The sequence below is a fragment of the Erwinia persicina genome (genome assembly GCF_019844095.1).
GTDB classification, from domain to species: domain Bacteria; phylum Pseudomonadota; class Gammaproteobacteria; order Enterobacterales; family Enterobacteriaceae; genus Erwinia; species Erwinia persicina.
The window spans coordinates 1,439,319-1,463,510 of record NZ_CP082141.1 but is presented as its reverse complement, the minus strand read 5'-3'; the positions used below and the strand labels follow the sequence as shown (position 1 = coordinate 1,463,510).

At 58.7% G+C, this 24,192-nt stretch carries 23 protein-coding genes; 7 read left to right on the top strand and 16 right to left on the bottom strand.

The window, feature by feature from the left end; all coding sequences use genetic code 11:
• Positions 1–217: 217 nt before the first annotated feature.
• The 12 genes from K6L24_RS06675 to tctD all read right to left on the bottom strand — a co-directional run bounded on the left by K6L24_RS06675 (position 218) and on the right by tctD (position 12,320).
• Entirely contained in the window at positions 218–787 is a 570-nt protein-coding gene (locus tag K6L24_RS06675; RefSeq protein WP_062742973.1) for a UbiX family flavin prenyltransferase, read from the bottom strand.
• A gap of 178 nt (positions 788–965) precedes the next feature.
• The gene (gene purF, locus K6L24_RS06670) at positions 966–2,483 is read right to left on the bottom strand and encodes an amidophosphoribosyltransferase (RefSeq protein ID WP_062742974.1); all 1,518 of its coding nucleotides are present in this window, start codon (positions 2,481–2,483) and stop codon (positions 966–968) included.
• A 36-nt stretch (positions 2,484–2,519) separates the two neighbouring features.
• Positions 2,520–3,005 carry a colicin V production protein gene (gene cvpA, locus K6L24_RS06665; RefSeq protein ID WP_062742975.1) on the bottom strand — a complete coding sequence of 162 codons (486 nt, stop codon included), beginning with the start codon at positions 3,003–3,005 and terminating at the stop codon, positions 2,520–2,522.
• A 329-nt stretch (positions 3,006–3,334) separates the two neighbouring features.
• Complete coding sequence (dedD, locus tag K6L24_RS06660; protein WP_222682083.1) at positions 3,335–4,081, bottom strand: cell division protein DedD; 747 nt, start codon at positions 4,079–4,081, stop codon at positions 3,335–3,337.
• A complete protein-coding gene (folC, locus tag K6L24_RS06655) occupies positions 4,071–5,333 on the bottom strand; it encodes a bifunctional tetrahydrofolate synthase/dihydrofolate synthase (protein WP_062742977.1) in 1,263 nt (420 codons plus the stop codon). The genes dedD and folC overlap by 11 nt, the downstream gene beginning before the upstream one ends.
• Positions 5,334–5,398: 65 nt before the next feature.
• On the bottom strand, positions 5,399–6,313 hold the full coding sequence (gene accD / locus K6L24_RS06650) for an acetyl-CoA carboxylase, carboxyltransferase subunit beta (RefSeq protein ID WP_222682082.1): 915 nt from the start codon (positions 6,311–6,313) through the stop codon (positions 5,399–5,401).
• Positions 6,314–6,486: 173 nt separating this feature from the next.
• Positions 6,487–7,146: a DedA family protein gene (locus K6L24_RS06645; protein WP_062742979.1), complete on the bottom strand. Its 660-nt coding sequence runs from the start codon at positions 7,144–7,146 to the stop codon at positions 6,487–6,489.
• A gap of 30 nt (positions 7,147–7,176) precedes the next feature.
• Positions 7,177–7,992 (bottom strand): tRNA pseudouridine(38-40) synthase TruA, encoded by an 816-nt coding sequence (truA, locus tag K6L24_RS06640; protein ID WP_062742980.1) that lies wholly within the window; start codon positions 7,990–7,992, stop codon positions 7,177–7,179.
• The gene (locus K6L24_RS06635; protein ID WP_062742981.1) at positions 7,992–9,002 is read right to left on the bottom strand and encodes an aspartate-semialdehyde dehydrogenase; all 1,011 of its coding nucleotides are present in this window, start codon (positions 9,000–9,002) and stop codon (positions 7,992–7,994) included. The genes truA and K6L24_RS06635 overlap by 1 nt, the downstream gene beginning before the upstream one ends.
• Before the next feature lie 71 nt (positions 9,003–9,073).
• Positions 9,074–10,201 carry a 4-phosphoerythronate dehydrogenase PdxB gene (gene pdxB, locus K6L24_RS06630; protein WP_245006723.1) on the bottom strand — a complete coding sequence of 376 codons (1,128 nt, stop codon included), beginning with the start codon at positions 10,199–10,201 and terminating at the stop codon, positions 9,074–9,076.
• Between the two features lie 65 nt (positions 10,202–10,266).
• Positions 10,267–11,658 (bottom strand): sensor histidine kinase, encoded by a 1,392-nt coding sequence (locus K6L24_RS06625; protein ID WP_222682080.1) that lies wholly within the window; start codon positions 11,656–11,658, stop codon positions 10,267–10,269.
• Positions 11,655–12,320: a transcriptional regulator TctD gene (gene tctD, locus K6L24_RS06620; protein WP_062742984.1), complete on the bottom strand. Its 666-nt coding sequence runs from the start codon at positions 12,318–12,320 to the stop codon at positions 11,655–11,657. The genes K6L24_RS06625 and tctD overlap by 4 nt, the downstream gene beginning before the upstream one ends.
• 120 nt (positions 12,321–12,440) lie before the next feature.
• Here tctD and K6L24_RS06615 point away from each other — a divergent pair, with 120 nt between their 5' ends.
• From K6L24_RS06615 to K6L24_RS06605, 3 genes are read left to right on the top strand one after another with little or no spacing between them, the layout of a single operon-like run.
• Positions 12,441–13,421, top strand: coding sequence for a Bug family tripartite tricarboxylate transporter substrate binding protein (locus K6L24_RS06615; RefSeq protein ID WP_062742985.1), 981 nt, complete (start codon positions 12,441–12,443; stop codon positions 13,419–13,421).
• Between the two features lie 11 nt (positions 13,422–13,432).
• Complete coding sequence (locus tag K6L24_RS06610; protein ID WP_062742986.1) at positions 13,433–13,864, top strand: tripartite tricarboxylate transporter TctB family protein; 432 nt, start codon at positions 13,433–13,435, stop codon at positions 13,862–13,864.
• A gap of 11 nt (positions 13,865–13,875) precedes the next feature.
• Positions 13,876–15,387 carry a tripartite tricarboxylate transporter permease gene (locus K6L24_RS06605; RefSeq protein ID WP_062742987.1) on the top strand — a complete coding sequence of 504 codons (1,512 nt, stop codon included), beginning with the start codon at positions 13,876–13,878 and terminating at the stop codon, positions 15,385–15,387.
• A 50-nt stretch (positions 15,388–15,437) separates the two neighbouring features.
• Here K6L24_RS06605 and K6L24_RS06600 read toward each other — a convergent pair whose 3' ends face one another.
• Complete coding sequence (locus K6L24_RS06600; RefSeq protein WP_222682079.1) at positions 15,438–16,220, bottom strand: AraC family transcriptional regulator; 783 nt, start codon at positions 16,218–16,220, stop codon at positions 15,438–15,440.
• A 99-nt stretch (positions 16,221–16,319) separates the two neighbouring features.
• Between K6L24_RS06600 and K6L24_RS06595 the strand changes: the two genes are divergently transcribed.
• Together K6L24_RS06595 and flk are read left to right on the top strand one after the other, a co-directional pair.
• Positions 16,320–17,195 (top strand): DMT family transporter, encoded by an 876-nt coding sequence (locus K6L24_RS06595; RefSeq protein WP_118663692.1) that lies wholly within the window; start codon positions 16,320–16,322, stop codon positions 17,193–17,195.
• A 126-nt stretch (positions 17,196–17,321) separates the two neighbouring features.
• Positions 17,322–18,380, top strand: a complete 1,059-nt coding sequence (gene flk / locus K6L24_RS06590; protein WP_062742990.1) for a flagella biosynthesis regulator Flk — start codon at positions 17,322–17,324, stop codon at positions 18,378–18,380.
• A 49-nt stretch (positions 18,381–18,429) separates the two neighbouring features.
• Here the strand turns inward: flk and K6L24_RS06585 are convergent, their stop codons facing one another.
• Complete coding sequence (locus tag K6L24_RS06585; RefSeq protein WP_137269906.1) at positions 18,430–19,878, bottom strand: sugar porter family MFS transporter; 1,449 nt, start codon at positions 19,876–19,878, stop codon at positions 18,430–18,432.
• Positions 19,879–19,996: 118 nt separating this feature from the next.
• Positions 19,997–20,449: a rhodanese-like domain-containing protein gene (locus tag K6L24_RS06580; RefSeq protein ID WP_062743106.1), complete on the bottom strand. Its 453-nt coding sequence runs from the start codon at positions 20,447–20,449 to the stop codon at positions 19,997–19,999.
• Positions 20,450–20,538: 89 nt separating this feature from the next.
• Between K6L24_RS06580 and pdxR the strand changes: the two genes are divergently transcribed.
• A complete protein-coding gene (gene pdxR / locus K6L24_RS06575; RefSeq protein ID WP_222682078.1) occupies positions 20,539–21,966 on the top strand; it encodes a MocR-like pyridoxine biosynthesis transcription factor PdxR in 1,428 nt (475 codons plus the stop codon).
• On the opposite strand, the gene K6L24_RS06570 is transcribed toward pdxR, so the two are convergent.
• Positions 21,947–23,140, bottom strand: a complete 1,194-nt coding sequence (locus tag K6L24_RS06570) for an MFS transporter (protein ID WP_222682077.1) — start codon at positions 23,138–23,140, stop codon at positions 21,947–21,949. The two genes, pdxR and K6L24_RS06570, sit on opposite strands and share 20 nt — an antisense overlap.
• Before the next feature lie 200 nt (positions 23,141–23,340).
• Here K6L24_RS06570 and K6L24_RS06565 point away from each other — a divergent pair, with 200 nt between their 5' ends.
• Positions 23,341–24,030: a hypothetical protein gene (locus tag K6L24_RS06565; protein ID WP_222682076.1), complete on the top strand. Its 690-nt coding sequence runs from the start codon at positions 23,341–23,343 to the stop codon at positions 24,028–24,030.
• Positions 24,031–24,192 lie beyond the last annotated feature (162 nt).

Below are 24,192 nucleotides of genomic sequence, written 5' to 3'. Positions count from 1 at the left end.
TTGCACAATACAATTAGCAGGTTCCGTGCCACATTTTGTGGCAAAGGGCTGTTTATATCGCAGGATGCCCCTGACACCGTGATGACGCAGTTTGCAGGGAAATTTATAGCAGATTTGTTAGCAGGCGGGGGGAACAATGTTTCATGTTGGTGCACAACTTGCACGAAAAGCGATTCAGCACCAACATTTGCACTTTAGTAGTGCGCCTTTCAGCGTACTATGCACCTTGCCAGCGCGTGAAAAGATCCTCATCCAGCTCAATATCGAACTGATCCAGTACGCGATTTACTGTCTGGTCAACAATATCCATTACGTTTTGCGGACGGTGATAAAAAGCCGGTACCGGCGGCATAATGATGGCACCCAGTTCAGCAGCAGTGGTCATCATGCGTAAATGCCCCAGATGGAGTGGCGTTTCGCGCACGCACAGCACCAGACGGCGGCGCTCTTTAAGCACCACATCGGCGGCGCGCGTCAGCAGACCATCGCTGTAGCTGTGAACAATGCCGGACAGGGTCTTCATCGAACAGGGAAGAATGGCCATGCCGTCGGTTTTATAGGAACCCGACGAGATGCTGGCCGCAATATCGCGCGCATCATGAACCACATCGGCCAGCGCCTGCACCTGACGCAGGGAATAGTCACTCTCCAGCGCCAGCGTCTGACGCGCGGCCTGGCTCATTATCAGGTGCGTCTCTACACCGCTCACCTGCTGCAAGATTTGCAGCGTGCGGATGCCGTAAATCACCCCGCTGGCGCCAGAGATGCCAATAATGAGTCGCTTCATAGATAATCCTTAAAAAAAATGGGCCGGAATCGCTTCCGGCCCATCTTAGCCTAAATACCCTGAACAGTTCGAGTCAGATAACGTCAGCTGAACTGCGGATCCCCGGCAATACAAATCACGCAGTGACGGGGATGAACAGACGCAGCCAACGCCAGGCGCCTTCGAAGTATGACGGGCATTAGCCTTCGTTATGCATTTCCAGATTTTCAGTCTCGTTCTGACGCTGCATCGCTTTCGCATCGTCATTACGCAGTGACTGCAGATATTCAAGGTACTGCTGGTCTACGTCTTTCGTTACGTAGATACCATCGAACACCGAGCATTCAAACTGGGCAATATCCGGGTTCTCTTCCCGCACCGCTTCAATCAGGTCGCTCAGATCCTGGAAGATCAGCGCATCGGCACCAATCAGCTGGCGGATCTCTTCCACTTCGCGGCCGTGAGCGATCAGCTCAGTGGCGCTTGGCATATCAATGCCATAAACGTTCGGGAAGCGAATTTCCGGTGCCGCAGAGGCAAGGTAAACCTTCTTCGCGCCGGCTTCGCGCGCCATTTCGATAATCTGCTCAGAGGTGGTGCCGCGCACGATGGAGTCATCCACCAGCAGGACGTTTTTACCCCGGAACTCAGCACGGTTGGCGTTAAGCTTACGGCGGACCGCGCTGCGGCGCAGGTGCTGGCCCGGCATAATAAAGGTACGGCCCACGTAGCGGTTCTTCACAAAGCCCTGACGGTAAGGCTTATCAAGAATGCGCGCCATCTCCAGAGCGATATCACAGGACGTTTCCGGGATCGGGATCACCACATCGATATCCAGATCTTCCCACTCGCGGGCGATTTTGGCACCGAGCTTGGTGCCCATGCGCACGCGGGCGCTGTACACCGAAATCTTGTCGAGGAAGGAATCCGGACGCGCAAAGTACACATACTCAAACAGGCACGGGTTCCATTTTGGATTCTCCGCACACTGGCGGGTAGAGAGCTGGCCCTTCTCAGTCACGTACACGGCTTCGCCCGGTGCCACATCGCGCAGGAATTCAAAACCGAGTGTATCCAGCGCCACACTTTCGGAGGCCACCATATACTCGATGCGGCCGTCGGCCATGGCACGTTTGCCAATGACCAGCGGGCGAATACCGTTAGGATCGCGGAAGGCCACCAGGCCGTGGCCGATGATCATCGCGACGCAGGCGTAAGCACCGCGCACGCGCTGATGCACGGCGGCCACCGCAGAGAAGATGTTTTCAGCTTCCAGCGGGTCGTGCTGGAAGCGATCGATTTCCTGCGCAAAGATATTCAGCAGAATTTCGGAATCCGAAGTGGTATTAACATGACGACGTCCGGTTTCGAACAGCTCTTTGCGCAGTTCGTGGGCGTTGGTCAGGTTGCCGTTATGGGCAAGAGTAATACCGTAGGGGGAGTTCACGTAGAAAGGCTGGGCTTCAGAAGCGCTGGAGCTTCCTGCCGTTGGGTAACGCACGTGGCCGATACCCATGTTGCCCTGCATACGCTGCATGTGGCGGGCTTCAAATACATCGCTGACCAGGCCATTTGCTTTACGCAGACGGAAGCAATTCAATGCATCAATGGTAACGATGCCTGCGGCATCCTGCCCACGGTGCTGAAGCACCGTTAACGCGTCATAAATCGACTGGTTGACCGGTGCAAAACCGGCGATCCCGACAATACCGCACATATTGACATTTCCTCATAAGCCGCGACCCCGGTGCGATTACCGGGGCAAAAAACTCGACGTGCTTTTCAGGTAATCAAAAAACCACCTGATGATGCTACTGAACTGAGGGATTAGCTGGGACTGCTGCCAGTCCGGGCTTTTGGAAAAGCCGGTGAATGTGTCGAGGAAAAACAGCATGGCTGCCACAATCAGCACGCCGCGTAATGCCCCAAAACAGACGCCAAGGACTCTGTCGGTTCCCGACAGACCGGTTTTTTCAACCAGCGAGCCGATCACATAGTTAACAATGGCCCCGACAATCAGGGTGGCAATGAATAACACCGCAACGGCTATTCCATTTCGAACCAGTTCATCTTCAAATCCGGTGAACCAGACGGCAAGGAAAGAGTAGTAATGACTGGCGACAAAAAATGCGCAACCCCAGGTGACGAGAGAAAGAGCTTCCCGGACAAATCCTCGGATCAGGCTGACAAGAGCCGAAAAACCAATAACCGCAATAATGACGTAATCTATCCAGATCATGAACGCTTCCAGTGACCAAGCCCCTGTCACAGCCTGTATCCCCCTGTTGCACAGTGTCAGGGAGATGCTGCCTCAGTTCGGGGCGAATTCTAACAGAAAAAGAAAACGTTTGCGTAGGGTTTTCCTGGTACGGTTTAAATTAACAACGAGGTTAAAAAAAACCTACGCAGGGGCGGATTGCCGCTGCGAAATCCCCTGACGCAATACCTTGATTTGCCAGTCCCCTCACGCACAACGCCCGGAACAGCACAGTGTCGGCTCCGGGCGCGTGGGGGGTGGACTGTCTCAATAAGCACCCGGCGCCTGAGAAAACGGCGGGCCCAAACCCGTTAACGAACGGAGTAAGGTTTCACTACGCCGCCCAGTCCCGAAATGCCCTGCAACGTGCCAACAGCAGCCTGCATCTTCGCTTTTGATGCATCCGGCCCGACATAGATGCGGGTGATCTGCCCCTGAACCGGCGTGGCCGGAACGGTAAAGGCACGATAGCCTGACAGTCGAAGCTGCGCGACTATCTCATTCACTTTCGCGGCGTTCTTCAGCGCACCAAGCTGCACGACCCAGGCCTGCCCTGTCGGCGCGGTCTCCGTGGCGGCCGGCTTAGTCTGCGCCGGAGTTTCCACTTTTGGCGCAGGCGTTTCAACCGCTTTCGGTTTTTCCACCGGCTTCGGTTTCTCGACCGGTTTCTCCACGGGCTTCGGCTGCGGCTTTGGTTTTTCCACCACTTTCGGCGGCTGCTGCACCGTTTTCACCGGCGGTGGCGTCACAACCGTAGGCTGATTATGCGACTGCGGCGCAGTGGATCCACTGTCGGCCTGGGACGTGTTTTCCGCAGAGCCGCTGCCTGCGCTGATCGCGGCCCCTGCCCCTTCCGGTGGCTGCCCCGGCAGCGACTGCGTAACCGGCGGCACCAGATCGGTTTCCTGCTGGTCTTCCGGTTTCGGCACCAGCGGAATGGCAGCGAACTCCTCTTTATAATGTTTCTTCTTACCATCGAGCAAGCCGGGCAGCACAATTACGCCCAGCGCCACAATGATGATGGTTCCGACTAAACGGTTTTGAAACTTACTGGCCACTGCCGTTCTCCGTTTCCATCGTTTCCATAACCTGCGCTACGGTGTGGAAGGATCCACACACCAGCACGATATCCTGCTCTGACGCCTGTTGCCGCGCCTGTTGCCAGGCGTGCTCAACCGAGTCGAACGCCTGCGCACCGTTCAGATGCGCCATCAGCTGCGCCGCTGTCGCGCCGCGCGGGCCGTCCAGCGGCGCGCAGTACCAGTAATCCACCTGCGGACTGAGGCAGGCCAGCGTACCGGCAATATCCTTATCATGCAGCATACCCACGACGGCATGCACCTTGCCGCTGCGCGGCACTTCTGCCAGGCGACCGGCCAGGTAGCCTGCCGCATGGGGATTATGCGCCACATCAAGGATCACGCGCGGTGATTCAGCCACCGTCTGAAAGCGACCGGGCAGCATCGCCTGATGCAGTGAACGACGGATCACCGCCTCCTCTACGTTCAGCGGTGAGGCGCGCAGGGCAGCCAGTGCCGTCGCGGCATTAGGTAACGGCACCTGCGGCAGCGGCAGTCCCTCTATGCAGCCTTGAGCATCGCGGAAAGACCAGCTTTCAGCGGTGATGCTACAGAACCAGTGGCGATCGCGCTGTAGCAGCCGTGCGCCTTTCTCTGCAGCAACTGCTGAAATCGTCAGCGGCATATCCGGCTCGCCCACCACGGCAGGTTTATTCGCACGGAAAATCCCGGCTTTTTCACGGCCGATGCTGTCGCGATCCGGCCCGAGCCAGTCGGTGTGATCCAGCGCGATACTGGTCACGACGGCGACATCGGCATCCACAATATTGGTGGCATCCAGACGCCCGCCGAGCCCCACTTCCAGGATCACCACGTCAAGCGCCGCCTGCCTGAACAGCCACAGCGCTGACAGCGTGCCGTATTCGAAGTAAGTCAGCGAGGTCGCACCGCGCCCGGCTTCAATGGCGGCAAAGGAGGCCGTATGCGCTGATTCTGCCAGTTCTTCACCCTGGATACGCACCCGTTCGGTGTAGCGAACCAGATGCGGTGAACTGTAAACGCCCACGCGATAACCGGCCGCCATCAGCACGGTTTCAAGGGTTCGGCAGGTCGTGCCTTTACCGTTAGTTCCGGCTACGGTGAACACCACGGGGGCGGGTTTCAGCAGGTCGAGAGATGTGGCAACGTGGCGGATGCGATCCAGCCCGAGTTCGATAGCCTGAGTGTGCAAATGCTCAAGATAATAAAGCCACGTGGCAAGAGGCGACGTGGCGTGAGGAAGATTATCCATGTGTCCCGTTCACAGCGTTACGGTTCATTGGTAAAAGGGGCACGGGGCCCCTTTCTCATCATCGGTCAGGCTTCGTGGCTCTGAGGCGCGGCGTCATCCGCTACCTCTTTGACTTCATCTTCCTGCGGGGCAGGCAGATTCATCATTTTCGCCAGCACGCTGGCCAACTTGAAGCGCATCACCGGGCGGCGAACGATCATATCGATCGCCCCTTTTTCAATCAGGAACTCACTGCGCTGGAAGCCCGGCGGCAGTTTCTCGCGTACGGTCTGCTCAATGACGCGAGGGCCGGCAAAACCGATCAGCGCTTTAGGTTCAGCAATGTTCAGATCGCCCAGCATCGCAAAGCTGGCAGACACCCCGCCCATGGTCGGATCAGTCAGGACGGAGATGTACGGCAGACCGCGGGCCTGCATCTTCGCCAGGGCCGCACTGGTTTTTGCCATCTGCATCAGCGACATCAGCGCTTCCTGCATACGGGCACCGCCAGAGGCTGAGAAACAGATCATCGGACAGTTATCTTCCAGCGCCTGTTCTACCGCACGCACAAAGCGCGCGCCTACCACGGAACCCATTGAGCCACCCATAAAGGAGAACTCAAACGCGGCAGCCACCACCGGCATCCCGTGCAGGGTGCCTTTCATCACGATCAGCGCGTCGGTTTCGTTGGTCTCTTTCTGAGCCGCGACCAGACGATCTTTATATTTTTTTGAATCCCGGAACTTGAGCACATCTTTTGGTTCCAGTTCGCTGCCCAGCTCAACCAGTGAGCCTTCGTCCAGCACGCTGTGCAGACGGTCGCGACCGTGCATACGCATATGGTGGTCGCACTTCGGGCAGACTTCCAGATTACGTTCCAGCTCGGCGCGGTAGAGAACCTGCCCGCAGCTATCACATTTCGTCCAGACCCCTTCAGGAATGCTTGCTTTGCGCGAGGGGGTAATCGTGCTCTTATTGAGAATTCGTTCAATCCAGCTCATTGATGACCTTTCTGTTTGAACCTGGCGCCCCAGCTGGGGGGGCCAGTTTTTCTTTTCTACGCTGCCGCCTGATGCAGTAGCGCAAACCATAATTTATCGCTCATTAAACCATAACCGCCCGTCACTGTGGATAAAAATCTGGTCGGAGGGGGCCGGGCTGAGGATTTATTTATTTACTGTTTCTGCTGGCGCGCCGCACGGCGATGTCGCACCACTTCAATCACCCCTGGCATCACAGAGAGCAGGATAATCGCGACAATCAATAGCTTAAGGTTTTCCTGTACCACCGGGAAATTCCCAAACAGGTAGCCGGCATAGGTGAACAGCAGCACCCACAGCACACCGCCTGTGACATTGTAAAAGGCAAAATGACGATAGGACATCTTACCCATTCCCGCCACAAACGGCGCGAACGTCCGCACAATCGGCACGAAACGCGCCAGAATAATCGTTTTGCCACCGTGCCGCGCGTAAAACGCATGGGTTTTATCCAGATAGCTGCGACGGAAAATTTTCGAATCGGGGTTGCTGAACAGCTTATCACCAAACAGCCGCCCGATCGTATAGTTCACCGCATCGCCTAGGATGGCCGCCACCACCATCAGAGCCACCATGGTGTGCACGTTCAGATCGTTCCCCGGCAGTGCCGCCAGCGCACCCGCCACAAACAGCAGAGAATCCCCCGGCAGGAACGGTGTCACCACCAGACCGGTTTCGCAGAACAGGATCAAAAACAGAATGGCATAGACCCAGATACCGTACTGGGCCACCAGCTCCGCGAGGTGGACGTCGATATGCAAAATGAAGTCGACAACAAAACGAATCAATTCCATACGGGCTTCCTATGATACTCCAGGCCAGGGTTAATCCCCGAGGAACAGCGGTCCCATCGGTGGACGAGGTAACTCATAACGAGCGGGATAGTCGACGGCCACCAGATAAAGACCTTCTGCACGCCCGGTTGCCGCCGCCAGCTTACGGTCTTTTGCCGCCAGCAGCTCTGCGATCCAGCCTTCCGGCTGATTCCCACAGCCCACTTCCATCAGACTGCCAACGATATTGCGCACCATATGATGAACAAATGCGTTCGCTTTAATGTCCACCACCACGTAAGCACCGTGGCGGGTGACATTAACATGCATCACGTTGCGCATCGGCGTCCGCGACTGACACTGCACGGCGCGAAACGAAGTAAAATCGTTCTCCCCCAGCAGGCACTGTGCGGCACGCTGCATCCTGTCCACATCCAGCGGATGATAAAAATGGGTGACGCCACCGGCCAGGATCGCCGGGCGCAGCCGCTGGTTATAAATCACATAACGATAGCGGCGTGCCGTCGCGCTGAAGCGGGCGTGGAAATCATCCGGCACCGCTTTCACCCAGCGCACGGCGATGTCGCCGGGCAGGTTGGTATTGACACCCATCGTCCAGGCGGCGTCCTTACGCTGCGAAGTGGTTTCAAAATGCACCACCTGCCCCGTACCGTGAACGCCGGCATCAGTCCGCCCGGCGCAGAGCACTTCTACCGGATGGTTAGCCACTTTCGTCAGCGCCCTTTCCAGCTTTTCCTGCACGCTGCGGACTTCCTGCTGCCGCTGCCAGCCGTAATAACGGCTCCCGTCATATTCAATGCCCAGCGCCAGTTTCATGGTCGGCTGTGGCACGGCGATGTCGGACATCAGTAGAAATACTCCTGCACCAGCTTCTCAGCGGTTTTGACCGCCATCAGTGCGCCACCAAAGCGAACGTTATCGGCCACTGACCAGAACTGTAACAGCTCAGGAATGCCGTAATCGTTGCGCACGCTACCGATGCTGAGATGCGAACTGCCGGAGGCATCCCCTACCTGCGTCGGGAAGTCATCTTCTGCCGTCAGGTTGATGTCATCCACCTGACCCAGCGCATCACGCGCTTCTTCAGCGGAGAGCGGGCGCAGGTTTTCAATATAAACAATCTGCGCATTACCGTAGAACACCGGGGCCTGAATGGTGCTGACCGCAATCGGCAACCCTTCGTCCTGCAGTACTTTACGGACCTGCTCTACCAGCAGGCGCTCCTGCGCCACGCTGCCCTCTTTATCTGCCAGCAGCGGCAGGACGTTGAAAGCCAGCTGACGGCCAAAGTAGCCTTCTTCAGCGGGCAGGCCGTTCAGCAGTCGGGCACTCTCACCCGCCAGCGAATCCACCGCCGCTTTCCCATGGGAGGAAGCCGCCAGCAGGTTGGTGACCTGCAAACGTCCCAGACCCGCCTGGTCGATCAACGGTTTGATCGCGCACAGCAGCTGGCTGGTCAGGGCATCGGCCACGCTGATAATGTTGCGGTTGCGGTAATCCGCCAGCACCTGCGGGTTCACCTCCGGTACCACCAGCGGCACATCCGGCTCCAGCGCGAACAGATCGCTGCTGTCAATGACCAGACAGCCCGAGTTGGCCGCCTCATCCGCATAGCGCGCCGAGGCTTCGCGGCCCGCGACAAAGAACGCCAGCTGAACCTGTGACCAGTCAAATTCGCTGGCATCGGTCACGCGAACCGACTTACCTTCATAGCGCAGGACTTCGCCCGCACTGCGTTCGCTTGACAGCGCATACAGCTCACCAACCGGGAACTGGCGTTCCGCCAGCAATTCCAGTAAAGCTCCCCCTACTGCGCCTGTCGCACCTAAGATTGCGATATTCCAGCCGTCAGACATGTTGGTTTACTCCAGACAATGACACAAAAATAGAAGGCGGTCGCATAACCGCCTGAAAATTAGGAAAATACTTAAAGGCCGGTGGCGTTAAAACCCAGCCTGTTCAGCAGCGCGGCGGTGTCGGCGTTATCACACTCAACCCGCAGCGAAGACCATTCGCGCCGCTCCTGATAATGCTTGCGCAGCCGGTCAAACTCACCCGGGATTGCCGCCACATGGCGCAGCGGCGCATCATCGCGGCGCACATCATACACCAGATGCACCAGACGTTTCAGCGTTGCCTGATCCAGTTCACCGCGCAGCGTGATACGGCCGAATTCCGGGGCGGGCAGCAGCGTCTCCAGCGCCACCTGCTGTGGCTGACCGATGAACTGTGTCCAGGCTTCAAACACCTGCGTGGTGCCGCGTGCTTTTCCTTCCAGGGTGTAGCCGGCGATGTGGGCGGTGGCGATATCGACCTTCTCCAGCAGCGGCAGCGACAGGTCCGGCTCCGGCTCCCAGACGTCCAGCACCACGCTGAGATCGTTACGCTGACCCAGCACCGCCAGCAGTGCGGCATTATCAACTACCGCACCACGGCAGGCGTTGATCAGAATGGTGCCCGGTTGGAGGCCCCGCAGCAGCGCCTCATCGGCCATATGCCACGTCTGATAAGGCCCCTGTTTAAACAGCGGGGTGTGGAAAGTGAGAATATCCGCTTCTGCGACCAGCTCCGCCAGCGGCAGGAAAGCCCCCGCATCACCACGGTCGGCACGCGGCGGATCGCAGAGCAGCGTGCGGATCCCCAGTGCCTCCAGCCGCGCCTGCAGGCGGCTGCCGACGTTGCCCACGCCGACAATGCCGACCGTACGATCGGTTAACTGGAAACCATCACGTTCGGCCAGCAGCAGCAGCGAGGAGAACACATACTCGACAACGGCAATGGCATTACAGCCGGGGGCCGCCGAAAAGGCGATGCCCTGCTGGTTCAGCCAGGTCTCGTCAATATGATCCGTCCCTGCCGTGGCGGTACCGACAAATTTCACCGGCTTGCCGTTAAGCAGCTCTGCATTCACTTTGGTGACCGAGCGCACCATCAGTCCGTCAGCATCGTCCAGGGCAGCCTGGGGGATCGGACGCCCCGGCACGGCCACGACGTCGCCGGTGCGGCTGAACAGTTCACGGGCGTAGGGCATATTTTCATCAACGAGGATTTTCACAGTCGGTTTCCAGTCGGTTCGGTGAGGGGGAGTATTCTGCCACAAAGCGACGGACAGGGGCATCCTCAGCGCACGGAAGGAACCGGTGTGAAGGCAATCCCGACCTGCAGACCGCCGAGGGTGGGACTCTGTGACAGCCGGGCCTGGCTGCCGTGCCAGCGGGCAATATCTTTCACCAGGGCCAGCCCCAGCCCGGTCCCCGCCACCTGGCTGCCGTGCTCCAGCCGGTAAAAGGGTTGCAGCACCTGCTGGCGCTCCGACTCCGCAATCCCTGGCCCGCTGTCCTCAATATACAGCACGCCCTGAATAACGCTGGCGGTGATTATGCCGCCTTCCGGCGTATATTTAATGGCGTTATCCAGCAGGTTAGCGCAGAGCTCCGTCAGTAACAGCACATCCCCGCGTACCTGGCAGTGCTCATCGCCTTCGTAGCCAAGATCAATCTGCCTGCTGCGCGCCTGCGGATAGCGCAGCAGGCAGGCTTCGCGCACCAGCTCCGCCAGGTCGAGGGTTGTCATCGGCTGATGCTGCTGCATCGCTTTGATGCGCGACAGCTGCAGTAACCGGTCGGTGAGCATAATCGTATCGTCCAGGGTGTCGCGCATCCCCTGTAAACTTTCCTGCCAGAGGGCGGGGTTCTGGCTGTTCAGCGCAACGCTGACCTGGGTTTTCAGGATCGTCAGCGGCGTTCTTAACTGGTGCGAGGCGTCGGCGCTGAAACGCTGTTGTCGCGCCACCATCGCCCGCAGTCGCTCGATATAGCGGTTGACCGCCACCATCAGCGGCTGGATCTCCGACCAGGGCAGCACCGCCGGCAGGGGCGTCAGATCGCCCGGATCGCGGAGCAGCATGACTCCGGAAAGACGACGCAGCGGGCGAAGAACCTTATGCAGTACCCAACTCGCCAGTAGCAGCGTGATAAGCACCAGCGCCCCCTGACTTAAAATGGCGTTATACAGCAGTCCGCCGGCGAAGTCCCGACGCGACGTCAGTGTTTCCGCCACCAGCACCTGCGCCATTCCCTGCACATTCTCTTCATTCACCGGCTGCCACAGGGCAGCGACCCGGATAGGCAGCCCGTTATAATCGGCATAATAAAAATGAACCAGCGCCGGGTAATGACGTGACAACGGGGTATTTTTTGGCAAGGGGGGCAGATCGTCATAGCCGGACAGGGTTTTGCCTTCGGGTGAGATCACCTGATAGTACAGCTGGTCGTTCATATTGCGCTCAAAACTGTCGAGCACCACCCAGGGCACATCCACTTCAAGATGCCCCTGATGCACGCGGATACGCTCGGCCACAGTGCGGGCCGATGCCAGCAGCGAGCGGTCATAAGCCTGATTGGCCGCCTGTAATGCGCTGGCGTAATGAGTATAAACCGACAGTGCCCAGAGGGTGAGCAGAGGCAGACCCAGCCAGAGCAGCAGATGTGCGCGCAGGGAGGCCAGTTTCATAGATGATGCTCAAGGCTGTATCCCAGTCCGCGCAGCGTCACAATCGAGACATTACTGCCCGACAGCTTTTTCCGCACGCGGTGAACGTAAAGCTCAATACTCTCCAGGCTGGCCTCATCCGCCAGGGTAAAGGTCTGCTCGTAAAGCTGCTGGCGCGATACCGGCCTGCCGCGTCGCTGCATCAGCGTGATCAGTACGCTGCTTTCACGCGGCGTCAGCGCCAGCGGTCGGTGCTGCAGTTCAAAATACCCTTCATTGTGGAACACCAGTTCCCCGAAGGTCTGTGCCTCCCTGACCTGCCCCTGGCTACGGCGCAGCAGCGCGCGGATGCGCGCCTCCAGCTCCTCCAGTTCAAACGGTTTACTCAGATAATCATCCGCCCCCTGATTCAGCCCGCGTACCCGATCCGTCAGCTCATTGCGCGCCGTCAGCAACAGGACGGGCATGGTCTGCCCACGCTTGCGCAGGCGGCCCAGCAGCTCCAGGCCGTTCAGCCGTGGCAGCGAAATATCTAACAGCACCAGTTCATAGTGCTCGGTTTGCAGCAGATGATCGGCGGCGACACCATCCGCCATCCAGTCAACCGCAAAGCCTGCCTGGGTCAGTGCCTTCTGCAGCCAGCACGCCAGTTCCGCCGTATCTTCCACCAGTAAGAGACGCATATCACACCCTGTTATCTTTTTCCGTTGGCTGAAAGGTAAATGAAAGGTTACTAAGTTAACAATTTTACAACCCCATTTTTTGGGAAGGCTCACAAACTGAATGATAAGAAGGGAGCAGTGATGAAAATAATGATCCGCACCACTTTAGCCAGCGCCCTGCTGCTGCTGACTACCCCGACCGTCTTTGCCGCTGAGGCCCCTTCCCGTACGGAGTGCATTGCCCCGGCCAAACCCGGCGGCGGTTTCGATCTGACCTGCAAACTGTTGCAGGTCACACTGCAGGAAACCCAGCAGATTAAGACGCCGATGCGCGTCACCTACATGCCCGGCGGCGTCGGTGCTGTGGCCTATAACGCCATTGTCGCGCAGCGTCCGGCCGAACCCGGCACGGTGGTAGCGTTCTCCGGTGGCTCGCTGCTGAATCTGTCCCAGGGGAAATTTGGCCGTTATTCCGTGGACGACGTGAAGTGGCTCGCGGCAGTAGGCACGGACTACGGCATGGTGGCGGTACGCAGTGATTCACCGTACAAAAACCTTGGGGATCTGCTGAAAGCCATGAAGGACGATCCGAATAAAGTGGTGATCGGTGCCGGAGCGTCTATCGGTAGCCAGGACTGGATGAAAACCGCCCTGCTGGCCCGCGATGCCGGTATTGATCCACGTAAGATGCGCTATGTCGCCTTTGAAGGTGGCGGCGAACCGGTCACCGCACTGTTAGGCAACCATATCCAGGTGGTCTCAGGGGATATCAGTGAAATGGTGCCCCATTTGCAGGCGGGTAAACTGCGCGTGCTGGCGGTGATGTCCGATAAACGCCTGCCGGGCGTGCTGGCCGACGTGCCCACCGCCAAAGAGCAGGGAGTGGATGTGGTCTGGCCGATCATTCGCGGCTTCTATCTCGGGCCGAAAGTGACCGATGCCGAATATCAGTGGTGGGAAGACGCCTTCAGAAAAATGTCCCAGACCGACGAATTTAAACATCAGCGCGACCTGCGGGGCCTGTTTGAATTCAATCTGTTCGGTAAAGAGCTGGACAGTTACGTGAAGCAGCAGGTGGCTGACTATCGCGAGAAGGCCAAATCCTTCGGCCTGGCGAAATAAAGGAGGCGACCATGAGCGATCGAATTTTTGCCAGCGTCTGGCTGCTGCTGTGTATTGGCGGCCTGGTGATCGCCTGGGGCATCCAGAGCGAATACAGCTATGAGCCCGTGGGGCCGCGCCCTTTCCCGATGATTATTCTCGGGCTGATGGCACTGTGTGCTTTTTGTCTTCTTCTGCGTAAACCCGACGCCATCCACTGGCCTGCCCGGGGAACCCTGCAGCGCCTGCTGCTGCTGATGGTCAGCCTCGGACTGTATGGGGCGCTGTTTGAAAGCCTCGGATTCCCGCTGTCAACGACGTTACTGACCTTTGCCATCGGGCTGCTGTTTGGTGCCAGCTGGTGGGCAGCCGCGTTATCGGGCGTGGTGATGGGTATCACGCTGTTCTACGCCTTCGATCGCCTGCTTGAAGTGACCTTACCGCTCGGCATCTGGTTGAGCTAACGGAGAATAATATGGATACCTGGTCCTTTCTGATGCAGGGATTTGCCGTCGCCATGACGCCGGAAAACCTGCTGATCGCCTTAATCGGCTGCTTTATCGGTACCATCGTCGGCCTGCTGCCCGGGCTGGGCCCGATCAACGGCGTGGCCATTCTGATGCCGCTGGCCTTTGCCCTGCACCTGCCGGCGGAATCTGCGCTGATCCTGCTGGCGACCGTTTACATTGGCTGCGAGTACGGCGGACGCATCTCCTCAATCCTGCTCAACGTACCGGGGGATGCCGGAGCCATCATGACAGCGTTAGACGGGTATCCGATGGCGCAGCAGGGACGGGCCGGCGTGGCCCTGTCCATCTCGGCGGTCAGCTCTTTTATCGGTTCAACCATTGCCATTGTCGGGATCATTCTGTTCGCGCCGATCCTCGCCAACTGGTCGCTGGCCTTTGGTCCGGCGGAGTACTTTGCGCTGATGGTGTTCGCCATAGCCTGCCTTGGCAGCATGATGAGCCAGAACCCTCTGAAATCCTTCCTCTCTGCGCTGATTGGCCTGAGCATGGCCACGGTCGGTGTTGATGCCAATACCGGGGTGTACCGTTTCACCTTTGACAGCGTACATCTCTCTGACGGCATTCAGTTCGTGGTGGTGGTCATTGGCCTGTTCTCGGTCAGTGAAATCCTGCTGATGCTGGAGTCGACCAGCGGTGGGCAGAAAGTGGTGCGTGCCAGCGGCCGGATGCTGTTCAATATGAAAGAAGCCGCACAGTGTACAGGCGCCACCCTGCGCTCTTCGCTGATCGGCTTCTTTGTGGGTGTACTGCCGGGTGCCGGTGCAACCATCGCCAGCGCCATCGCCTATATGAGTGAGAAAAAGATCGCTGGCGGGGAGACCTTCGGTAAAGGCGATATTCGCGGCGTGGCCGCGCCGGAAGCCGCGAATAACGCGTCGGCCTGCGGCTCCTTTATTCCGATGCTGACGCTGGGTATTCCGGGGTCGGGCACCACGGCGGTTATGGTCGGTGCGCTGACGCTGTATAACATTACCCCCGGCCCGGCCATGTTTACCGAACAACCGGATATCGTCTGGGGGCTGATTGCCGCACTGCTGATCGGCAACGTGATGCTGCTGATTATGAACATCCCGATGATCAATATCTTTGCCCGCATGCTGACCATCCCGCTGTGGTTCCTGGTCCCGGCCATTGCCGCGATCTCGGCGGTGGGCGTGTATGCCGTCCACAGCACCACCTTTGATCTGCTGCTGATGGTGGGACTGGGGATATTCGGCTATATCCTGCGTAAGATGGATTTCCCGATGTCGCCGCTGATCCTGGGTTTCGTGCTCGGGGGGATGCTGGAGCAGAACCTCCGTCGGGCGCTGTCCATCAGTAATGGCAATCTGCCGATCCTCTGGGAAAGCCTGATCTGTAAGCTGCTGCTGGTACTGGCCGTCGGCGTTCTGGTCGTGCCACCCATCTGGAAACGCTGGCGGCGTCAGCGCCTGCAGGCGCGCAGCGATCTGTCATAACCGGGTGAAACCGCACAGGGCGGCCCTTCAGGGGCCGCCCTTTTTTCTGGTCATCCCACGCTGCGGTGACGGTAGCGCTCCGGCGTGGTGCCCGACTGCTGCTGAAACATCACAATCAGCGCTGAAGCCGAACTGTAGCCCAGATCCAGCGCCACCTCCTGTACGCTTTTTCCCTGTTCGAGCAGAGAAATGGCATGCAGAAACCGCAGGCGCTGCCGCCACTCGCTGAACGACATCCCCAGCTGCGACTGACAGCGCCGGGACAGCGTACGCTCGGTGGTGTAGACGCGTTTTGCCCACTGCGCCAGCGTGGTGTTATCCCCCGGGTTCTGTTCCAGCGCTAGCAGCACCGGCGACAGCATCTTATCCGGCGTGGAGGGCAGATAGCTTTGCTGGCTTTCCGCCGTGCGTAACTGGTCGAGCAGCACCTCACACAGACGCTGATCCTGCTCTGTCTTCGGTACTCCCAGCTCCCGCCGGGCACACTCTTCGATAATCGCATGAACCACCGGGCTGACGCGCAGCAGGCAGGCGCGGTCAGGTAATCCGTCACAGGCTTCTGCCGCAATATTCAGCGTGCGAAAGTGTGCCTGTTTATGGTTGTAGCTGGCGTGCTGCTGGCCCGGCGGCACCCAGATAGGCAGATTCGGTGGGGTCAGCAGACGTTCTCCTTCCACCTGCATCTCCAGCACATTACATTTGACAAAGATCACCTGCCCCCAGCGGTGCTGGTGAGGAAGGTACTCCGTGCGGGCATTGGCCTGCTCGTAGCGAAAGAAAAGCCTGAGCTGTTCTGCATCCGCCGGGGCGCTATAAGTGAGTTGCTGGATCATCTTGTCCGGTTCCATGGTACTTTTGTCTTATTATCGTTATCTGTATTAAATGCGACAAGCTTACACTGCTCCGCTGTCGTACAGATGAAGAGAAGAGTGATGAGTTTTATGTTTCCCCTGCTGGCGGTGCTGATCTGGTCGGTTAACGCCATTGTCAGCAAAATGTCGGCTGCCGCGATCGATCCGGCGGCGATCTCCTTTTACCGCTGGCTGCTGGCGCTGCTGGTGCTGACTCCATTTGCCCTGCCTGGCGTCTGGCGTCACCGCCAGCAGATCGCCCGGTCGTGGTGGAAACTGCTGGTGCTGGGTCTGCTCGGCATGGTGCTGTACCAGAGCCTGGCCTACTATGCGGCGCACAGCGTCAGCGCCCTGTTTATGGGCATTCTGAACGCGCTGATCCCGTTGCTGACGGTGCTGTTAAGTGTGGTCGTCATGCGGCTGGCCCCGACGGTGGGCATCCTGCTGGGCAGCCTGCTTTCGTTCTGCGGCCTGGTCTGGCTGGTCAGCGCCGGTCAACCTGCGCAGCTATTGTCGCACGGTCTGGGCAAAGGGGAGATGATGATGTTTGCCGCTTCGGCTTCTTATGCCCTTTACGGCGTACTGACCAAGCGCTGGGCCATTCCGCTACCCAACTGGCAGAGCCTGTGGGTGCAGATCTTCTTCGGGGTGCTGTTACTGACACCCAATTTTCTGATGGCACCGGACGTGTCACTGAATGCGCAGAATATTCCGTTAGTCCTGTTTGCTGCCATCCCGGCGTCGGTGATCGCTCCCTTCCTGTGGATCCAGGGCGTCATGAGGATGGGGGCCAGCACCGCCAGTATTTTTATGAACCTGGTACCCATTTTCACCGCGATCATTGCCGTCACCTTTCTGCATGAATCGCTGCACAGCTACCACTTTATTGGCGGAGGGATCACGCTGGCAGGAGTGATCCTTGCCCAGCGACTGCGTATTCCCCTCTCACGGCAATAAATATCGTATAAAGGGGCGCGATTGCGCCGTCGGCTCTACCTATCATGGGGCGGGGTTGTTATCATAGTGGATGACTACTCTGCTCCGGCGCTCCCCGGACGTTGACTTTGACTGAAGGACTTCGCCATGCAACCTATAAGCGGCCCCGGCGCGCCGTTACCCGGCGATCGCCCGACGATCGATGCCCCTCCCGGCAGTGTACGCCCGGGTAGCCCTGCGGGCACCACCGCCGCGGGCGAACAGCCTTTAACGCCTGCCCAGCGCACCACGCTGGAACGCCTGATCGTCAAAATTATGTCGCTCAGTTCGCTGAAGTCGCCCGAATTGTGGGCGGGTCTGCGCCATGAAGTGGGAGTGAAAAATGATGCCGGTTTACAGGCGCGTCATTTCCCGCCTGCGGAACAGTTTCTGAATACCCGCCTGTCGCAGGTGCAGAACACGCACGCCACGCGTCAACTGCTGCAACAGCTGACCGACCTGCTGCCGACCGGCAATAACCGCCAGGCGGTGAGCGATTTTATTCGTCAGCAGTTTGGCCACACTGTACTCAGCTCCCTCAATCCTGACCAGATGCGTCAGGTACTGACGATGCTGCAGAATGGTCAGATGGCCATCCCCCAGCCGCAGCAGAACCGCGTCACCGACCGCTCCCTGCTGCCTGCGGAACATCAGACGCTGAACCAGCAAATTTCACGCCTGGCGGCAGCCACCGGGGAACAGCCGGTCAAACTGTGGGCCTCGCTGCTAAAAGTGGTCAACCTGCACAGCGGCGACCCGATCCCCTCGCGCTTTTTTCCGCTGATGAACCAGTATTTACAGACCAGCCAGACCCTGAGCCAGCACGCCGCACCGACGCTCCATCTGCTGACAACCACGCTGAAACAGCCGCCGGATGCGGGAGAACAGCGAATGCTGGAAGACTACAGCCAGCAGCGCTTTAACGCCACGCCGCAGACCCTGTTGACCCCCACTCAGACCCAGGATCTGCTCAACCAGCTGTTCAGCCGCCGCGCAGAACGCCTGCAGGAACAGCCGCTGGCCGACAGCGAACTGAATCCGCGCCCGGTCACCGTCCCGCTGTGGGGTGCACTGCCGCCCGTTCTGCAGCCGCTGGCCAACCGTCCGGTATTTACCGCGTTCGCCGTGCTGCTGCTGCTGGTGCTGTTCCTCTGGATGCTGTTTTAATTCAGACGGTTTTGCCGGCCCGGAGGTTCCCGCTCTGAGCCGGCCTGTTCTACGCCGTCGCTTCGCTGACCTTGTTTTCGCCAAATTTGTCACGCATATGCTGCTCAATCTCCTCCAGACTTTTCCCGCGTGTTTCTGGCAGCATAAAGGCCACGAAGGCCAGCGAGCCGATATTAATAATGGCGAAAATAAAGAAGACCTTACTGCCGGCAAACGCCATCAGCGGCGGGAAGCCGAAGGCCACCACTGCATTAAAGATCCACTGCATGGACACCGCAGTGCCGGTGAGTGCGCCGCGAAGCTGCATAGGGAACAGTTCTGACATCAGCAGCCAGTACACTGGCGAGATGCACATCTGCATAAAGAACAGAAACAGCAGGATCAGCCCCAGCGCCAGATAGCTTTGAGTTAATCCGACCGGAACCAGCGTCATGACCAGCCCCAGCAACACCTGAGCAGCAATCACAAAAAACAGCCCGGTCATCAGCATCTTCCGGCGCGGGAAGCGGCTGACGGCCCAGATCCCGACACAGGTTGCCAGCACCGAGACCACACCATTACCGATGGTTGCCGCAATGGCGGCACTGGTACCGAGGCCGGTAGATTTAAGAATGATCGGCGTGTAATACATAAACCCATTAACGCCGGTAAACTGGATCACAAAACCCAGCCCTGTGCCGGTTAACAGCAAACGTAATACCCATTTCTCCCGGATCAGGGTGCGCACGTCTGGCCCGCGCTCCGCTTTCCGCGCCTGTTTTTTCATTTCATTCATTTCCTTACGTACCTCACGCGGCGTTTCACGCAGGTATTTCAGGATGTTCTTCGCTTCCTTCAGCCGCCCTTCTGCCACCAGCCAGTGAGGCGAGGCAGGAACAAAAAAGGTGCCAATAAACAGCAGCAGACCGGGGATCATGGCAATCGCCAGCATATAGCGCCACAGATGTTCATCGTGAAGCAGGTAGCTGAGTAAGGTACTGGCCACATAAGCCACCAGTTGCCCGGTGACGATCATCAGCTCATTGCGGCTGACCAGCGGTGCCCTTAATTTAGGCCCGGCGATTTCAGCAATAAAGACCGGAACGGTGGCCGAACCGCCGCCGACGGCAATCCCCAGCAGGAAACGCATGGCCACCATCACAGGGACGGAAGGGGCAAGGGCCGTGCCGAGGGAACCCAGAACAAACAGCACGGCCAGGCTGCGCAAGGTGAGCCGACGGCCAAATTTGTCCGAAAAAAAGCCGCTAAGGAAAGACCCCAGTGCAGCGCCGAAGACCAGCGATGACGCTACCAGCCCTTCGGTAAAGGAAGTTAACCCCAGCCCGCCCTGTGCGGCAGGCGCAGACATATAGGGCAACGCCCCCGAAATAATCCCGGTGTCGTAGCCAAAGGCCAGCGCGCCCATCGTGGCCACCAGCACCACAAAGAAAATGCGTTGTCTGACGGTGACTGCGCGCTCAGACTCATCACCCGATGAGTCAGCAGATGTTGTGTTCATATAATCCCTGAATAAAAAGAAAGGCCTGTGACGCTCACACGGCTTGTGAAATCGCTTACACGGTGAGTCGGGCTAAAAGTGTAGACTCCGTCACAGTTTTCGCCAATTTATCAGGAAACTAACAGCCGCAGTCGTGCAGGCCCGGCTCTTCCGGCCAGTGACCGGGTTCATTGCCTTCGGTGACCGGATGGCTGTCGCGACGCCAGAAATCCAGCCCGCCAATCAGTTCCTTCACTTTCAGTCCCGCAGACGCCAGCTTCCAGGCACCTTTGGTCGAGCCATTACAACCAATGCCATCGCAGTAAGTGATATAAACTGTCTCGCGATCCCACCCGGCCAGCGTGTCGGCATTCATCAGCCGATGGGGAAAGCTTAAGGCACCGCAGATATGCCCGGCATGATACTGCTGCTCAGAGCGGGTATCGATCACCACAATTCCGGCGATCCCCCGGGAGAGATCCTGAGCGACATCCCAGGCATCGGCATAGTGCGCCAGCTTATCGTGCAGCCATGACGCACTCTGCTGGGGAGACGGCGGGGGAAATTGTAAAACGGCGGAAAGCTGACTCATGGAAAACTCCTCGGGATCATTAAGGTTGCCATCATAAAGTGAATGGGTCTTAATCATAAGACCCATTTCCTTGAGATGATAAGACCACGATGACCGCCACTTCTGTCCCCTTCCCTGCCCTGTTTTCCCGGCAGAGGGCCGCCACGCTTCGAGAAAAAGTGTGCACCATGCTGCGTCAGGCCATTGCCAGCGCCGTGCTGCCCGCTGGCGCGCGCCTGCCCTCGTCACGCGTACTGGCCAGCGATCTCGCCCTGTCCCGTGTCACGATTGAAGCCGCCTATAGCCAGCTGGAGAGCGAGGGATATCTGTCGCGACATAGCGGACGGGGCACGTTTGTCGCCATCGCGCCTTCCCCGGTTGTGCGTGTGCCGCAGTCTCCTTCTCCGGCGCTCTCCCTGTCGCTGCGCGGAAAGCAGATCGTCAGTAGTGGTGGCTGCGAAGATCCCCTTTACCCCCGGGCTTTTGCCTCAGGTTCACCCGATTTACGTGCTTTCCCCCAAATGCTATGGCGCCGTCTGACGCAGCACCGTCTGCGGTCGGGCGAAGCACTGATGCGTTATGGCGATCCACTGGGGTTGCCCGACCTGCGCCAGGCGGTGGCTCACTATCTGGGTCAGTCACGCGGCGTGCGCTGTAACGCTGACCAGGTGGTGATCCTGACCAGCTCGCAGCAGGCGCTACAGATGATTGCCCTGCTGCTGTGCGATGCGGGCGATCGGATATGGATGGAAGATCCGGGCTACCGGGGGGCATGGCATGCTTTTTCCAGCGCAGGCGCGCAGGTGACCGGCATTCCCACCGATGATGAGGGCGCGGTTATCATTGAAGCCCCTTTGCCTCGCCTGGTTTATCTGACCCCGGCACATCAGTACCCCACCGGCGTGACGATGAGCATGCAGCGGCGTCAGGCATGGCTGGCGTGGGCACATCAGCATCAGCGCTGGCTGGTGGAGGACGACTACGACAGCGAGTTTCATTACGATGGACGTCCGCTGCCCGCTCTTCAGGGGCTGGAAGAGAGGGCTCGGGTTCTCTATATGGGTACGTTTTCCAAAGTGCTGTTTCCGTCGCTGCGGCTGGCGTATCTGGTAGTGCCCGACGCACTGATTGATCCGCTGCGCCGACTGCGCAGCGTGATGGACGGCCACAGCGCCCAGCTGATGCAGGCGGTGACGGCTGACTTTATCCAGCACGGACACTTTGCCGCCCACCTGCGGCTGATGTGCCAACTGTACGCCAGCCGCCGTCATCTGCTGATTGATCAACTCAATAATAAGCTGGCGGATCGCCTGGTCCTGTTCCCGCATCAGGGCGGGCTACAACTGACGGTCGGTCTGAAAACAGGGGGAGAAAAACGGCTGACGCAGGAGGCCGCGCAAAACGGGCTGCTGCTGCCGCGACTGTCGCCGCTGTATCAGCAGCAGCCCGCGCAGGAAGGCTGGCTACTGGGGTTTTCGGCTCTACAGCCTGCCGAAATCGTGCAGGCAGCAGGTAAACTCAGCCGTCTGCGCTACTGACGGTCGTGCGAGAGAAACTGAAGGTGATCGCTATGCCCGCCAGCGCACAGACCGTACCGGCAGCAAATACCGCTCCGTAGCCCATCGTCGTGGCCAGCACGCCCGTTAGCGGCCCGCTGACGCCGTAGGCGATATCCTGAAATGCCGAAAATCCGCCCAGCGCGGTACCGCGTACCTGCGGAGACACGCGCCTCAGCACCTCCACGCCCAGCGCCGGGAAGACCAGTGAACAGCCGCAGCCGGTCAGTGCCGCGCCCGCCAGCGCCATACCGCCACTGGTCGCCCCTGCCAGTAGCAGCAGGCCGCAGGCCTCAACCGCCAGAGAGATCAGCGCAACGCGAATACCTCCGAGACGATCCGGCAGCCCGCCAAACAGCACGCGAACCAGTACAAAGGCCAGCCCAAAAGCGGTGAGGGCAAAACCGGCATTGCCCCACTGCTGATCAGCAAAATAGAGCGACGTAAAGGTACCGATCACTGCGAAACCGACACCCTGTAAGGCCAGCGCCAGACCCGGCCGGGTAATCAGGCCCACCACCTTCCACAGCGAAGGGCGCTGCCCGCCATGGACGGGCACGCCGCGGATACCGACATTGAACAGCAGCGCCACCAGCGGCAGCAGCAGCGTGGCCACACCCAGCGCCTTAAAGCCCCACAGGCTGTGCAGCCACAGCCCCAGCGGAGCACCGGCGGCCAGCGCACCATAAATGGCCATGCCGTTCCACGACATTACCTGTCCCCCGCGCTTAGGTCCCACCAGCCCCATCCCCCAGGTCAGGTTTCCGGTCAGCAACTGACTTTCACCAAAGCCCAGCAGCAGACGGCCGGCTACCAGCAGGCCAAACTTCCCCATCACCGGTAACGGCAGCAGCGCCGCCAGAAGATAGGCAACGCCTACCAGCGCCAGCGCCAGCATCCCCTGCAGGGTCGACCGCTTCGCCCCGCGCTGGTCGGCCAGCCGCCCGGCATAGCCACGCGTCAGCAGTGTGGCAAAGAACTGTACACCCACCGCCAGTCCCACCATCACATTACTCAGCCCCAGTTCATGGTGCACATACAGAGGGATTACCGGCAGGGCAAGGCCCGCCGTGAGGTAAGTAAGAAAAACAGCAAAGGCAATACGCGCCAGCGCACGTGTCCCCTGCTTCGGGCTGACATCTGAAAGGGTGGACATGGTGAACGTCTCCTGGTGACCCCTGCGGCACAGCCTGTGCCGCCGATCCGGTCTGGATGAAATTTTATTTTCAAAGGAATACACCGTGGCTAAACAGCAGCGAAAAGGTTTTATCCCCCTCAATAGGGCAAAATGCCCTTCGTGAGTCAGCCCGGTGTCGTTTATTATCACGGCAACATGGGTTATTCGGGAATAAGAAATTGAAAACAGGAGCTATCGCATTCACGCTTTCCGCACTGCTGGCCAGTACCTCTGCCTTTTCCGCCGAAGAGGAGAGCTGTCGTAACGGCTTTTTCCCCGGCTACCAGGGCGAGTATCACCAGGCGGAAATTCGCGCCGGGGCCGGTCAGGTGCATTTCTATGATGATATGAACGGCTGCCCGGAAAAAGGCGAAAGCTGTGCACGGAAGGCCTGGCTGGTGCCGGGCAACAGGGTGCTGGTCGCGCAAACCAAACCCGGCTGGAGCTGCGTCTGGTATTTTGCCAAAAAACGCGATTTTACCAGCTGGATCCCCTCTGCCAGCCTGAGCCCAATCCCGACCCGCGCCGTGCAGGAAGCGGACTGGCTGGGACGCTGGCTGCCCGTCGAAGGTAATAATGTGATTACCCTCTCCCGCCGTGGTGGCCGCCTGCACGTCAGCGGTAACGCAGACTGGCACGGCGGTATCAACAGCTACGGTGAACAGGTGGTACATGTAGGCGAAATTGACGATGACGCCACGGTGAAAGGAAACCGTCTGACCTTTGGCGTGCCGGACTCAACGACGTATGAGTGCGGCGGCGAAATGCTGTTGGTTAACGGTAACCTTATCGTGCGCGACAACAGTAACTGCGGTGGGATGAACGTGCGCTTCGATAGCGTGTATCGCCTGGCAGAAAAGACGAAATAGCCGGCAGTCCATTGCACCGTGAGGAAGATAACGAACCTGGACTGACCTTATGTAATTAAATTACGTTTCTCCCCTTCTTTTTTTTCGTTCACCTCGGTAAAAAATGAGGGGGAAATCGCGAGGACTCTCGCATTATGCGCACATCACAGCCTGAATCTCGTC

Coding starts and splice junctions, on each gene's coding strand:
- K6L24_RS06675 (WP_062742973.1), bottom strand. CDS start 787: ATGAAGCGACTCATTATTGGCATCTCTGGCGCCAGCGGGGTGATTTAC.
- purF (WP_062742974.1), bottom strand. CDS start 2,483: ATGTGCGGTATTGTCGGGATCGCCGGTTTTGCACCGGTCAACCAGTCG.
- cvpA (WP_062742975.1), bottom strand. CDS start 3,005: ATGATCTGGATAGATTACGTCATTATTGCGGTTATTGGTTTTTCGGCT.
- folC (WP_062742977.1), bottom strand. CDS start 5,333: ATGGATAATCTTCCTCACGCCACGTCGCCTCTTGCCACGTGGCTTTAT.
- accD (WP_222682082.1), bottom strand. CDS start 6,313: ATGAGCTGGATTGAACGAATTCTCAATAAGAGCACGATTACCCCCTCG.
- K6L24_RS06645 (WP_062742979.1), bottom strand. CDS start 7,146: ATGGAATTGATTCGTTTTGTTGTCGACTTCATTTTGCATATCGACGTC.
- truA (WP_062742980.1), bottom strand. CDS start 7,992: ATGTCCGACATCGCCGTGCCACAGCCGACCATGAAACTGGCGCTGGGC.
- K6L24_RS06635 (WP_062742981.1), bottom strand. CDS start 9,002: ATGTCTGACGGCTGGAATATCGCAATCTTAGGTGCGACAGGCGCAGTA.
- K6L24_RS06625 (WP_222682080.1), bottom strand. CDS start 11,658: ATGAAACTGGCCTCCCTGCGCGCACATCTGCTGCTCTGGCTGGGTCTG.
- tctD (WP_062742984.1), bottom strand. CDS start 12,320: ATGCGTCTCTTACTGGTGGAAGATACGGCGGAACTGGCGTGCTGGCTG.
- K6L24_RS06615 (WP_062742985.1), top strand. CDS start 12,441: ATGAAAATAATGATCCGCACCACTTTAGCCAGCGCCCTGCTGCTGCTG.
- K6L24_RS06610 (WP_062742986.1), top strand. CDS start 13,433: ATGAGCGATCGAATTTTTGCCAGCGTCTGGCTGCTGCTGTGTATTGGC.
- K6L24_RS06605 (WP_062742987.1), top strand. CDS start 13,876: ATGGATACCTGGTCCTTTCTGATGCAGGGATTTGCCGTCGCCATGACG.
- K6L24_RS06600 (WP_222682079.1), bottom strand. CDS start 16,220: ATGATCCAGCAACTCACTTATAGCGCCCCGGCGGATGCAGAACAGCTC.
- K6L24_RS06595 (WP_118663692.1), top strand. CDS start 16,320: ATGAGTTTTATGTTTCCCCTGCTGGCGGTGCTGATCTGGTCGGTTAAC.
- flk (WP_062742990.1), top strand. CDS start 17,322: ATGCAACCTATAAGCGGCCCCGGCGCGCCGTTACCCGGCGATCGCCCG.
- K6L24_RS06585 (WP_137269906.1), bottom strand. CDS start 19,878: ATGAACACAACATCTGCTGACTCATCGGGTGATGAGTCTGAGCGCGCA.
- K6L24_RS06580 (WP_062743106.1), bottom strand. CDS start 20,449: ATGAGTCAGCTTTCCGCCGTTTTACAATTTCCCCCGCCGTCTCCCCAG.
- pdxR (WP_222682078.1), top strand. CDS start 20,539: ATGACCGCCACTTCTGTCCCCTTCCCTGCCCTGTTTTCCCGGCAGAGG.
- K6L24_RS06570 (WP_222682077.1), bottom strand. CDS start 23,140: ATGTCCACCCTTTCAGATGTCAGCCCGAAGCAGGGGACACGTGCGCTG.